The organism is Pseudomonas sp. B21-040, assembly GCF_024748695.1.
Taxonomy (GTDB): Bacteria; Pseudomonadota; Gammaproteobacteria; order Pseudomonadales; family Pseudomonadaceae; genus Aquipseudomonas.
In genome coordinates, this window is record NZ_CP087176.1 from 456298 (window position 1) to 468750 (window position 12453).

Below are 12453 nucleotides of genomic sequence, written 5' to 3' on the forward strand. Positions count from 1 at the left end.
TCTCAAGCTGCCTGTTTTGCAGTGACGAACGCCGCAAGGCTCGCCACGTTAGTGAAGTGATCACGGGTGTCTTTGGCGTCGGCGTCGATTTTGATGCCGTATTTTTTCTGGATGGCCAGGCCGAGCTCCAGAGCGTCCACCGAATCCAGGCCCAGGCCTTCGCCGAACAGTGCCTGATGGCTGTCGATATCTTCGGCACTGATGTCTTCGAGGCCGAGGGCATCGATGATCAGTTCTTTGATGTCACGGTGCAGATCGCTCATCTTCGGCGAGCTCCTTGATAAAGTAAGTATGCAAATAATCGTTGAGCTTGCGCGATGCCTGAGGTGCAGGGCCTAGCGCTGCGAAAGCTTGTGGGTCTATATCGGCCCCGACACAGAAACTGAAGTGCACGCGGCGTTTCGGGATCCGATACCACGGCTCGGCCTTGGTTAACGTCGTAGGGCTGACCTTGATGATCACAGGGGTGAGGATTTTCGCACCGCGCAAGGCGATTGCCGCGGCCCCCCGATGAAAGGCCGGCGCCTCGCCAGGCTGGGTGCGCGTGCCTTCGGGAAAGATGATCAAGGTCTGGCCGTCTTTCAACGCGTTGGCAGCGGCGTCGAGCATGTCCATGCTGCCGTCGTTGCTGATGTATTCGGTGCGCCGTAGCGGGCTGCGGGTAAAGGGATTCTCCCAAAGGCTTTGTTTCACGACGCAATTGGCGTGACGCACCAGGCCGATCAGAAACACGACATCAATCAGCGAGGGGTGATTGGCGATAATCATTTGCCCTGGGCGACCCAGTTGTTCCGCGCCCTGGATGTCGTAGGTCAGGACGCCGGTGCGGGCCATGAACCGGACAAATAACCAGAAGCAGCGACTGACGGTCTGTCGCGCGCGCAGCCGATGGGTCCGCGCATCGCCGGGAAAGCAATTGAGCAACGGAAAAACCACCAGTCGCAGGCACAGGCCACCCAACCCGAACAGGGTGAAGCTTGCGGCAGTGGCCAGCAGGCGCCAGTAATAGGCGTCGCGGTTTTTTTCCGTTACGGAGTGCGATGCCAGGTCCATACACGATTCTTCCAGGCATGTTGGCAGGTGGTTTGCTGGCCGAGCAGGGTGCGAACCAGATTCAGGGCATGGGGCCAGTGGGCGTTGGACAACTCATCCGTCGCGCTGTTCAGCGTCAGCTGCCAGTCGGTACCGGGTGTCAGTAACAGACCGACGGCATACGGAAACGGGACATCGTCGATCCATGTCTCATAGGCATTGGGCGGTTGTTCTTCGGCGATGATCAACAGGACGGCAGGCGCGCCTTCGTCCAGCATTGCAGCGGCCTCCAGCATGCCGTGTTCCAGCCCGTCACCGGCGGCGGCGAGGGCGGTCATTTCGCTGGTTTCGCCGCGCATGATCGACCAAAGCCCAATGACGGCGTTGTGCACGGACAAACTGAATTGAGTCGGCGACAGCGGTTGGTCGGCGGCCAGATCGCTGAGGATTTCAAACGTGCGAGGTGTTTCGCCATGTCGGGAAACAAACACCAACGGCAAGTCCTGGCGACCCTCAGCCAAGGGCCAGCCGACACTGAATGCCATGCGCGCCAAACGGCTGAGTCGTCGGCGCTGCATGGCGGGCAGAAAAGACACGTCGGGTGCGACATCGCTGCTCGCAAGCACCACCGGTTGTCGGCTCCATGCCTGCCATTCGTCCACGCTTTCGAGCCCAGGAGCCCATGCGCGCCATTGGGCGATGTTGAAATTAATCACAGACATACATCCCGCCCTGCAGGGCTTCGTTGACGCGGTGAGCCGCAAAAACAGCGGCAGACCTTACGTGACGCGTAGCGCCGAGTGGCGCGCATTATCCCGGTGCTACGGGCGCGTAGCAAATACTGGTTACATTTTGCGCAATGAATGTACCGTCCGGTTCGCTAAAAGCTATCGTTTCGCCATTATCCATAGCTGGATGTTCACGTCTGTCGGCCTTTTGCCCGGAGTAACGGTGAGATTGCGGCTTTTCAATTGGGATATTGGAGCTGACCGTGTAGTCCTTGCGCCAAAGCGGTAGCTAAGCAATGCCGTGGACTACTACACTCGGTCATTCCTGGATACACGGAGGTTTTGACATGCGGCGCGTGGTGTTTAATCAAAAAGGTGGCGTGGGCAAGTCCAGCATTGCCTGCAATCTGGCGGCGGTCAGCGCCAGCGAGGGCTATCGCACCCTATTGGTGGATCTCGATGCCCAGGCCAACTCCACTCAGTACCTGACGGGGCTCACCGGTAATGACATCCCGATGGGCATTGCCGATTTCTTCAAGCAAACCCTTTCCTCCGGTCCGTTTTCGAAGAAAAACCAGGTCGATATCTACGAAACACCGTTCGACAACCTGCACGTGGTCACCGCCACTGCCGAGCTGGCAGATTTGCAGCCCAAGCTTGAAGCCAAGCACAAGATAAACAAGCTGCGTAAGTTGCTTGAAGAGCTTGGGGAAGATTACGACCGGATCTACCTGGATACGCCGCCCGCACTGAATTTTTATGCGGTATCGGCCTTGATTGCCGCGGATCGTGTATTGATCCCTTTCGATTGCGACAGCTTCTCGCGTCAGGCGTTGTACGGTTTGCTGGCGGAGATCGAAGAATTGAAGGAAGACCACAACGAAGGCCTGGAAGTTGAAGGCATCGTGGTCAACCAGTTCCAGGCCCGCGCCAGCCTGCCCCAGCAAATCCTCGACGAGTTGATCGCCGAAGGCTTGCCGGTCCTGCCGGTGTATCTGGCCAGTTCAGTGCGAATGCGCGAATCTCACCAGGCCAACACGCCGCTGATCCACCTCGACCCCCGGCACAAGCTGACCCAGCAATTCGTCGAACTGCACGCGCTGCTGGAAAATGCTTGACCCCAGCTAGTGCCACCGAGCAAATGTGGGCGTGAGCAGGCTCCCACATTTGATTCGAACTGGTTTAAATCCCCTGGCTACGCAACCAGCTCATCAATTGAGGTAACGGAAAAGCCCCGCTCTGGCGCGCCACTTCCCGGCCGTTCTTGAACAGAATCAGGCTCGGAATCGAGCGAATCCCCAACTGCGCCGACAACTGCTGGTTTGCCTCGCTGTCCAGTTTCGCCAGCCGGCACTTACCTGCCAATTGCCCCGCTGCCTGCTCGAACACCGGCGCAAACGATTTGCACGGCCCGCACCAGTCCGCCCACACGTCAACCAGCAACGGCAGGTCGCCTTTGATCTGGCTGGCGTAATCGCCTTGCTTCAATTCAAACGGCTTGCTCAGCAAGACCTCGGCCTTGCAGCGACCGCACTTTGGATGATCGTTGAGGCGCTCGGCGGGGATGCGGTTGAGGCCGTTGCAGTGGGGGCAGGGGATGAGGAGTGGGTCGGTCATGGTTGGCTCTGAGTTGGACAGTCTATGTGCCAGTTCTGGAGTCGAGCATCGCGTTTATCAAGGCTGTAACGTGTAGTCCTTAGCTTTCTTCAGTTGCGGACAGGGACTACATGTATTGACTCTCCTGCTGATATACGGCGAAAAATTACACCTTTAGTCTTTTCCGCAGCAGTTTCGAACTGGCGATTTTACTTTGGAGTCCTTTGTACCAATGACGGCTAGATCCCCTCAGCGTTTTTCAATCCTAGAGCTCCTAACCAACGCCAAGCGCATCAAAACTCTAAATGTCGAGACTGCGTTTGCGCGAGACGGAGGCTTTGTGGGGCTTGAAGATGTTTGGCGTGATCTGAGTTTCGATCAGAGTCAGAAGCAGGAAAGCGCCATACGTGAAGCCTTGTTGACTCACGACGAACAACTGATCTCCAAATGCTTGCCCCACTCCGGCGGCCGTTCGGCATAACTGTCCATTCCCGGCTGTTCCTCGAACGGATTGCTCAGCACGGTGTGCAGCCGACGTACCTCTGAATAGTCGCCGCTCTCTGCCGCATCAATGGCTTTCTGCGCCAGATAGTTACGCAGGATGTACAGCGGATTGACCGCATGCATCCTTTGGCGACGCTGTTGCTGATCGGCTTCGCCTTCGTGGGCTACCCGGGCGACGTAAAGCTCGCCCCAGGCATCGAACCCCTTGATGTCGACGAAGTCATCGCGCAAGCGGGCGACCGCCTGTTCCGGGGACTCTTCCCCGAGGCGGCGGAAGAACAGGGTGTAATCGACGCCACTGTTCTGCATCAGTTGCAGCAGGTGCTCGAGTAGCTTCTGGTCATCGTCTTGCGCGGTGGTGAAACCGAGGCGGCGGCGCATCAGGTCCAGATAGTGGGCCTGGAACAGCGGCAAATACAGGCCGAGGGTTTCGCGCAGGGCCTCGACGCTGATGAACGGGGTCAGGGCCTGGGCCAGCGCGCTGAGGTTCCATTGACCGATCGGCACCTGATTGCTGAAGGAGTAGCGACCCTGGTCGTCGGAGTGGTTGCAGATGAAGTTGGCATCAAAGTCGTCGAGGAAGGCGAAGGGGCCGAAGTCGAAGGTGATGCCGAGGATCGACATGTTGTCGGTGTTCATCACCCCGTGGCAGAAGCCATAAGCCTGCCACTTGGCGATCAGTTCGGCGTTGCGCTCGACGATTTCACGGAACATCGCCAGGTAGGGTTCCGGCTGTTCCAGGCATTCGGCGAAATGCATGGCCAGCACATGTTCACCGAGTTCTTTCTGCATTTCGGGACGTTTGGTGTAGTAGAAATATTCGAAATGCCCAAAGCGCACGTGGCTTGGCGCCAGGCGCAGGACCATCGCGGCGCGTTCCTGTTTCTCGCGCCAGACCGGCGTGTCGGAGCCAACGACGCACAGCGCGCGGGTGGTCGGGATGTTCAGGGCATGCAGCGCCTCAGAGGCGAGAAACTCGCGGATCGAAGAGCGAAGTACCGCTCGTCCATCACCCATGCGCGAAAAAGGCGTCTGGCCGGCACCCTTGAGGTGCAGGTCCCAATGCTCGCCGGCCTGGTTGTACACCTCGCCCAGCAGCAGGCCGCGCCCGTCGCCCAGTTGCGGGTTGTAGGAGCCGAACTGATGACCGGAATACACCATCGCCCTCGGCACCGCGTCAGCCCAGAGCTTATGGCCGCCGAACAGTTCGGCAAACTCTGGTGTGTCGGCCGCGGCCGGGTCGAGATCAAGCAGCGCCATGGCCGCAGGGCTCGCAACCACGAGGCGCGGGTTGTCGATGGGCTCGGGCAGCACATGGGCGGAAAACGTATCGCCCAAGCGGGCGAAACGATTATCGAAGGTCAGTTCGTCGAGGGCTTTCAACGGCCATCTCCAGCAGAATGTCCGAGCATTCTGCTAGGGATAAGCCGGTTAGTCGAGCTTGGCGGCCGGTGGTTCCTGGGGCGGTTGGCCATCGACCAGCGGCACGATGGTTTTCGCTTCCGGTTCGATCGGCACCATCTTGTATTCCTGGCCCTGAAGGTTCTTGAGGTAAACCTCCATCTGCCGGAACGAGATGTTGATGTGCTGCTTCTTGAACTCGCGGTTGATGAAGCGGTTGACCTCGTCGAGCACAGGATTTCGGTCGCCAAGGTCGCGCACGTGCATGCGTAATTCATGGTCGAGGGTGCTTTCACCGAAGTTCAGGAAGTACACGTGCGGTTCCGGATCCTTGAGCACGCGCGGATTATCGCGGGCAGCCTTGAGCAGCAGCTCCTTGACCAGGTCCAGGTCCGAGCCGTAATCGACGCCGAGCTTGAGCGTTACCCGGGTGATGGTGTCGGTCAGCGACCAGTTGATCAGTTGCCCGGTAATGAACGTCTTGTTCGGGACAATGATGTCCTTGCGGTCGAAGTCGGTAATGGTCGTGGCGCGGATGCGGATCTTGCTGACCGTGCCTGACAGGTTGCCGATGGTAATGGTGTCGCCGATCCGTACCGGGCGCTCGAACAGGATCATGATGCCGGAGATGAAGTTCGCAAAGATCTCCTGCATCCCGAAACCCAGGCCGACCGAAAGCGCTGCCACCAGCCATTGCAACTTGTCCCAGCTCACGCCGAGGGTCGACAGGGTCGAGACGAAACCGATCCCGGCGATCACGTAGGACAGCAGCGTGGTCGTGGCATAGGCGCTGCCTTGAGCCAGATTCAGCTTCGACAACACAAACACTTCCAGCAAACCTGGCAAGTTGCGCGCCAGGGCGAAGGTGATGCCGATGATGATCAACGCACCGAGCATGTCGCCGATACTGATCGGCACCATGCTCATGGCCGCGCCAGTGCCGCTGGTGTATTCGTAGAGGGTGATGTTGTCCAGGTACGAGAACACTGAAATCAGGTCGGACCAGGCCCAGTACAACGCCCCGATGAAGCCGCCGAGCAGTGCCAGGCGGATCAGTCGCAACGATTGTTCGTTGACCTTTTCGATGTCCAGTGTCGGCTCTTCGATCACCGCTTCGCCGTCACCGGCCTCTTTCGCGGCCTGACGTTTGGTCAGGGCGCGCTGGTAAGCCAGGCGGCGTGCCGCAACGCTGAGGCCGCGCACGAAGGTGGCTTCGATGACCAGCCAGAACATCAGCAGGTAAAGGGTATTGATCAATCGGTCACTGAGTTTGAGCGCGGTGTAGTAGTAGCCGAAGCACACGGCCACGAACAGCGCGACCGGCAAGGCGGTGAACAGAATCCCCAGCAGTTTTCGGAACAACGAAGCGTTTTCATGCGTCGGGCTGCGCATCAGCAAGCGGCTGAGCAGCCAGGCCATCAAGGCGTAGCAGATCAACACCACCGGCATGCCCAGCACGTCGTCCGCCAGCGTTGCCGGTTGCAGCTCGGCAACCGCCACCACCGCCACCAGCGCCATCACTACCACACCGAGGCGACGGATCCAGCCCCGAAGGAATTCGACCTGAGGTTTCTCCCAGCGGAAATGCAACTCAGCCACGCCACCCGGCGCGAGGATCCGGTAGGCGGTGTAGAACACCAACCAGGCCTGTGCCATTTGCAACAGCGCTGAACCCATGTTGGCGTTCTGCCCGCGGGCATCGATTTGCAAGGCGAGGCCGCACAAGGCCAGGCCGAGCGCGACCGGCAGCGCCAGCAAAATATTGACCAGAATGGCCTGAGGCGTATGCCACTGGCTGTCGCGCTTGAAGTGGCCGATGTCCTTGTGAACCTTGTTCAGTCGGGCATACAAGCTTTTACGTCGCCACAACAGGGCGCCGATCAGCAGCACCAGCGGCAGAAACAGCAGCGGTCGTTGAATCAGGCCATCGCTCAACTCGATCAGGCTGGACGTCCACGGCAAGGTCATGACTTGGCGCTGCAATCGCTCCGGAACGGCGCGTATCCATTCCAGATCCAGCGGCTTGTTGCTGGGGATCCAGAACATTTGCTCATCGAGCGTCGCCCGCAGGCTTTGCGCGGTACTCAACAGTTGTTTCTGATTGAGTTGCAGGGTGATGGATTCATTGAGCACGGCGCTCAACTCACGGTTCAGCCGCTCCAGCAAGTCGGCGCGGGTGTTGGCCAGTTCCAGCAGGCTCTTGCGCAGTTGCGGGGTGACTTGTTCCGGTGGTTGGCTCGCCAACAGGTTATCGACGTAAGTCGCCGGGTTGCTCAACAGTTCGCGTTGTTGGCTGACTTCAAATTGATAGAGACGAATGTCGGCGATCTGATCGGCGAGGTTACGGTCGAGCCTCAAACGCGGCAGGGACTGCTTCTGTTTGTAGAGAATCTTGGAGAGCAGCAGGCTGCCCTTGAGCACGTTGATTTGCTCGTCCAGGGCCGAATCGCTTTGGGTTACGTTGTCCAGTTGCTGTTTGGTTTGCAGGTTTTGCTGGGTGACTTCGTTGAGTCGGTCCGTGCTTTTGAGCAGGTAGTCGGAGAGCTTCAGGTTGGCCGCGCTTTCGCTGGCCAACAGGCTGCTGCCACCGGATTTCTGCGCCTCGATGGATTGCTGGGTCACCGTTTGCTGGGACTGAGCCAGGCGTTTCTGGTTGATCAGGGTTTGCAGCTCCTGGATTTCCTGATCCAGGCGATCGGATTTTTCCGACAGTAAATCGTGCTGGCTGTTGCCCAGGTCCTGCAACTGACTGTTGCCGGCCAGTTCCTGGCGACGCAGCGGAATCAGCGCATTCAGTGCCGCGAGTTCGGCATTGAGCAAGTCGCGCTGTTCGCCGCTCAAGGTTTTGCCCGCGTCCTTGCCCGCCTTGAGGATGTTGTTGATCTGCTGGATTCGGGTCTGGCTGGCAGAAATCTCGGCTTGGGCACGTTCGGGACGTGTCTGGGCGGTAATGACCAGACTGTTGGCGTCGGACAGGGCTTTTTGCAGGTCGCTTTGCTGGGTGGAGCGCTCAGTGAGCATTTGTTCGAGTTGCGGGATCGACAGGTTGGCGAAGCGTTGGGCCACAGGTTGCGGTTTGGTGGCCTTCAGACGAGCCAGTTCACGCTGATTTTCGATGTTCTGCTTTGGCGCGGTAGCCAGCTGTTGCTTCAAATCGGCCAGTTTTTGTTCGTTGTCTTGCCGGTTGTTGAGCTGGGTGAGCGTGTTCTGCAGCGTGGCTTGCAACGCTTTTTGATCGGCTTCCGGCAGCTTGCGGTCGGCGATCTTGTCCAGGCTCGCTTGCACGGCTTCGCTGGTCGGCGGCTCGGCCGCTTGCAGCGTGCCGATGGAGAGGCTCAGGCCCAGCAGGGCCAGGATGAAAAAGTTACGCAGGCTTGACATAGAGACCGATCGAAAACGAGACGAAGAGTGGAGTTTAGAGGAAGAGTCCCGGACCGGGGCGACTTCCTTCGGGGAATCTGACGCCCACTTTGCCGATCTTGTTCCCTTCCATGACCGCGACGGTCCAAATGGTGTTGTTCCACTCCACCTGGTCACCGACGACAGGCGCGCCCCCCACTTTCTGGGCGATGAAGTGGCCGAGCGACATGCCCGGATCGATGCCTTCGACTTTCAACCCGTACAGCGCCGCAACCGCGCCCAGTTGGGCATCTCCTTCGAGGACGAAGTCGCCGAAGAAGCGCAAATCCAGACCCCGCTGCGGCGCCTGGCTGAAGAGTTTTCCGAGGGCCGGCAGGTTGTGTTCATGGCCGATGACACAGAGCAAATCGTCGACTTCGAGCACCGTACTACCCGACGGATGGAGCAATTGCTGGCCACGAAACAGGGCCGCGATCCGCGTGCCTTCGGGCATTTTCAGTTCACGCAGGGGCGAGCCGATGCACCATTTCTCGGCGCCGAGGCGATAAATGAACAGCTCCCACTCGCTGGTGACATGCACTTCCAGAGCGGAGCGCGAGATCGGTGCGGGCTCTGGTGGCACCGTCACTTTCAGCAGCTTGGCAATCCACGGCAGGCTCGTGCCCTGCACCAGCAGTGACACCAGCACGATAAAGAAGGCCAGATTGAAATAGAGCTGGGCGTTGGGCAGGCCGGCCATCAGCGGGAACACCGCCAGAATGATCGGGACCGCGCCGCGCAAGCCAACCCAGGAAATGAACGCCTTTTCGCGACCATGGAACGCCTTGAACGGCAGCAAACCGACCAGCACCGACAGCGGCCGGGCGAACAGAATCATCCACAGCGCCAGACCCAGGGCGGGCAGGGCGATCGGCAGCAGATCATGCGGTGTAACCAACAGCCCCAACACCAGGAACATGCCGATCTGTGCCAGCCATGCCATACCGTCGAGCATGTGCAAAATGCCGTGCCGGCTGCGCACCGGGCGGTTGCCGATGACCAGGCCACACAGATAAACCGCGAGGAAGCCGCTGCCATGCAGGGCGTTAGTCAGGGCAAACACGACCAGGCCACCGGCAATCACCAGAATTGGATAAAGACCGTTGGCCAGGTTGATGCGGTTGACCAGTTGCAGCATCAGCCAGCCGCCGCCGAGGCCGACGACGGCACCGATACCGAACTCGCGCACGAAGTGCGCCAGCAGGCTCCAGTGCAGGCCGGTTTCACCGCTGGCTAGCATGTCGATCAGGGTCACGGTGAGGAACACCGCCATCGGGTCGTTGCTGCCGGATTCGATTTCGAGGCTGGCGGTGACCCGTTCGTTCAGGCCTTTGCCACCCAACAGCGAGAACACCGCTGCGGCGTCGGTCGAGCCGACAATCGCACCGATCAGCAGGCCCTGAATGATGCTCAGGTTAAACAGCCAGGCCGCGACCATGCCGGTCAACGCGGTGGTAATTAACACCCCGACGGTGGCCAGCGACAGCGCCGGCCACAGCGCAACGCGGAAACTTGCGACTCGGGTTCGTAAACCACCATCGAGCAGGATCACCGCCAGCGCGAGGTTGCCGACCAGATAAGCCGTGGGGTAGTTATCAAAAATAATGCCGCCACCGTCGACACCGGCGGCCATGCCCACGGCCAAGATAATCACCAGAATCGGGATGCCGAGGCGGGATGAAAGTGAACTCACCAGAATGCTCGCACCTACCAGCAACGCGCCGATCAGAAACAGGCTGTTGATGGTGATTGCATTCAAAGGCAGTACTCCAGAGACGGAAAGGCGGGCGAAAACTGACCATGCAGTCTGCGTGCCAGCGATTCTAACCTGTTGAAATGTGATGCTGTCAAAAAGGTTTTTGCATGGGTACGCCGCGATGGCAAGACTAACCCTGTAGCAGCTGGCGCAGCCTGCGTTCGGCTGCGCAGCAGTCGTCAAATGGTCATTCGTGGTCTGTCTGGCAGATCCGGTAGCCAGAATCACGACTGCTTCGCAGCCGAACGCAGGCTGCGCCAGCTGCTACAAGGAGCGGTGTATTGGCTGTTACAGGCTAAACCGTCCAACCATGTTGTTCAGGTCCAGCGCCAATCGCGACAACTCATTACTTGCCGCGCTCGTCTGGTTGGCCCCGGTCGCCGACTGCACCGACAAATCACGGATGTTCACCAGGTTGCGGTCCACTTCACGGGCCACTTGCGCCTGTTCTTCAGCGGCGCTGGCGATGACCAGGTTGCGTTCGTTGATTTCGACGATCGCGCTGTTAATGGTGTCCAGCGACAGACCGGCACCGCGAGCAATATTCAACGTCGACTCGGCGCGCTCGGTGCTGTTACGCATCGAATCCACGGCGTGTTCGGTGCCGCTCTGGATGCTGCCGATCATGCGTTCGATCTCGCTGGTCGACTGCTGGGTGCGATGCGCCAGGGCACGAACTTCATCCGCAACCACCGCGAAACCACGCCCGGCCTCACCGGCGCGTGCCGCTTCGATGGCCGCGTTCAGGGCCAGCAGGTTGGTCTGGTCCGCCAGGCCGCGAATCACGTCCAGCACTTTGCCAATGTCGCGGGATTCGTTGGCCAGGTCGCCGATCAGTGTCGCAGTGCTCTGCACATCGGCGCTCATGCGTTCGATGGCGCTGACGGTTTCCTGCACCAGGTCACGGCCGTCACCCGCCGAAGTGGTGGCGTTTTTCGAGGCTTCGGAGGTGCTCACCGCGTTGCGTGCCACTTCTTCCACGGCACTGGTCATTTCGTTGACCGCGGTGGCCGCCTGCTCGATTTCGTTGTTCTGCTGGGTCAGGCCGCGAGCGCTTTCGTCGGTCACACTGTTGAGTTCTTCAGCGGCCGACGCCAGTTGAGTGGCCGAGCCGGAAATCCGCTGCAGGGTGTCGCGCAGCTTGTCTTGCATCTTCGCCATGGCGGCCAGCAAACGGCCGGCTTCGTCTTCGCCGTCGACCGTGATCGGGCGAGTCAGATTGCCTTCGGCAATGCCTTCGGCCGCGCTCAGGGCATTGGCGATCGGCTTGGTGATGCTGTGGGTCAGCAGCCAGGCGAACAGCACAGTCAGGCCAGTGGCGAAGACCAGCAATGTAATCACCAGGGTGAAGGCCGAGTCGTACTGGTCGGCCGCTTGCTGGTTGGTGTCGACGGTTTGCTGGGTGTTGATCTCCAGCAAACGGTTGAGCACGGTGTTGACTGCTTCGGAGTTGGTCAGCAAATCGGTGTTGAGCAAGGTGCGCAGTTCATCCACCTGATTGTTGCGCGACAGGCTCTTCATGCGGTCTTCGATCTGGCGGTACTGGCCGAGCAACTGCACATATTGATCGTAGGCGGCACGCTCCTGCGGGCTGCTGATGAGCTTTTCGTACGTCGACTGGGCGGTACGGATCTGCTGATTGCGGGTTTCCAGCAACTCCATGGTTTTCTGCTGGACGTCCGGCTCGCGATTGACCAGCAAGCGGTACGACAACACGCGCAGGCGCAGGGTCAGTTGAGTGAATTCGTCGAGGCTTTTGATGCTCGGTACGCTGCTGGACGTGATGTCCTCGGCGGCGCCACGAATCTTGCTCATCTGGTTCAAGGCGAACACACCCAGGATCAGCATCAAGCCGCCAATCAAGGCAAAACCGAGGAACGCCCGTGGCGCGATATTCATATTACGAAGGGACATGGCGTTTACCGAATTGAGCGCGCCCGTGCGGCGCTGAAGCTGACGTATGAGTGACTTATCGGTCATGCGACTAAAGTCTTGAGTCCCTGCGCGTTTTTGTCGCACAAAGGCCTTGATTGACGA

9 protein-coding genes and 1 pseudogene are annotated in these 12453 nt (G+C 59.3%); 1 reads left to right on the forward strand and 9 read right to left on the reverse strand.

Features of this window, described 5'->3' with window-relative positions; genetic code table 11:
- Positions 1-2: 2 nt before the first annotated feature.
- Genes LOY55_RS02100 through LOY55_RS02110 form a run of 3 tightly spaced genes read right to left on the reverse strand, consistent with a single transcriptional unit; the run spans position 3 to position 1754 of the window.
- Positions 3-263, reverse strand: coding sequence for a phosphopantetheine-binding protein (locus tag LOY55_RS02100; protein ID WP_046031137.1), 261 nt, complete (start codon positions 261-263; stop codon positions 3-5).
- Positions 244-1053: a 1-acyl-sn-glycerol-3-phosphate acyltransferase gene (locus LOY55_RS02105; RefSeq protein WP_223525436.1), complete on the reverse strand. Its 810-nt coding sequence runs from the start codon at positions 1051-1053 to the stop codon at positions 244-246. Before LOY55_RS02105 ends, LOY55_RS02100 begins: the two co-directional genes overlap by 20 nt.
- Complete coding sequence (locus tag LOY55_RS02110) at positions 1029-1754, reverse strand: beta-ketoacyl synthase chain length factor (protein WP_223525435.1); 726 nt, start codon at positions 1752-1754, stop codon at positions 1029-1031. Before LOY55_RS02110 ends, LOY55_RS02105 begins: the two co-directional genes overlap by 25 nt.
- A gap of 353 nt (positions 1755-2107) precedes the next feature.
- On the opposite strand from LOY55_RS02110, the gene LOY55_RS02115 reads away from it, so the two are divergent.
- Positions 2108-2878, forward strand: coding sequence for a ParA family protein (locus LOY55_RS02115; protein ID WP_046031134.1), 771 nt, complete (start codon positions 2108-2110; stop codon positions 2876-2878).
- Positions 2879-2942: 64 nt separating this feature from the next.
- Here LOY55_RS02115 and trxC read toward each other — a convergent pair whose 3' ends face one another.
- The 6 genes and pseudogenes from trxC to LOY55_RS31095 form a co-directional block, all read right to left on the reverse strand.
- Positions 2943-3377: a thioredoxin TrxC gene (gene trxC, locus LOY55_RS02120; RefSeq protein ID WP_077432334.1), complete on the reverse strand. Its 435-nt coding sequence runs from the start codon at positions 3375-3377 to the stop codon at positions 2943-2945.
- A gap of 402 nt (positions 3378-3779) precedes the next feature.
- On the reverse strand, positions 3780-5243 hold the full coding sequence (selO, locus tag LOY55_RS02125; RefSeq protein ID WP_223525434.1) for a protein adenylyltransferase SelO: 1464 nt from the start codon (positions 5241-5243) through the stop codon (positions 3780-3782).
- 48 nt (positions 5244-5291) lie between these two features.
- Positions 5292-8642 (reverse strand): mechanosensitive channel MscK, encoded by a 3351-nt coding sequence (mscK, locus tag LOY55_RS02130; protein ID WP_046031131.1) that lies wholly within the window; start codon positions 8640-8642, stop codon positions 5292-5294.
- Between the two features lie 34 nt (positions 8643-8676).
- A complete protein-coding gene (locus tag LOY55_RS02135; RefSeq protein WP_109785396.1) occupies positions 8677-10419 on the reverse strand; it encodes a potassium/proton antiporter in 1743 nt (580 codons plus the stop codon).
- A gap of 285 nt (positions 10420-10704) precedes the next feature.
- On the reverse strand, positions 10705-11577 hold the full coding sequence (locus LOY55_RS31090) for a methyl-accepting chemotaxis protein (protein ID WP_371916747.1): 873 nt from the start codon (positions 11575-11577) through the stop codon (positions 10705-10707).
- A pseudogene (locus LOY55_RS31095) lies at positions 11560-12396 on the reverse strand (MCP four helix bundle domain-containing protein); the annotation flags it as partial. The pseudogene LOY55_RS31095 and the gene LOY55_RS31090, both read right to left, overlap by 18 nt.
- Positions 12397-12453 lie beyond the last annotated feature (57 nt).

Coding starts and splice junctions, on each gene's coding strand:
- LOY55_RS02115 (WP_046031134.1), top strand. CDS start 2,108: ATGCGGCGCGTGGTGTTTAATCAAAAAGGTGGCGTGGGCAAGTCCAGC.
- LOY55_RS02110 (WP_223525435.1), bottom strand. CDS start 1,754: ATGTCTGTGATTAATTTCAACATCGCCCAATGGCGCGCATGGGCTCCT.
- trxC (WP_077432334.1), bottom strand. CDS start 3,377: ATGACCGACCCACTCCTCATCCCCTGCCCCCACTGCAACGGCCTCAAC.
- LOY55_RS31090 (WP_371916747.1), bottom strand. CDS start 11,577: ATGGCGAAGATGCAAGACAAGCTGCGCGACACCCTGCAGCGGATTTCC.
- LOY55_RS02100 (WP_046031137.1), bottom strand. CDS start 263: ATGAGCGATCTGCACCGTGACATCAAAGAACTGATCATCGATGCCCTC.
- LOY55_RS02105 (WP_223525436.1), bottom strand. CDS start 1,053: ATGGACCTGGCATCGCACTCCGTAACGGAAAAAAACCGCGACGCCTAT.
- mscK (WP_046031131.1), bottom strand. CDS start 8,642: ATGTCAAGCCTGCGTAACTTTTTCATCCTGGCCCTGCTGGGCCTGAGC.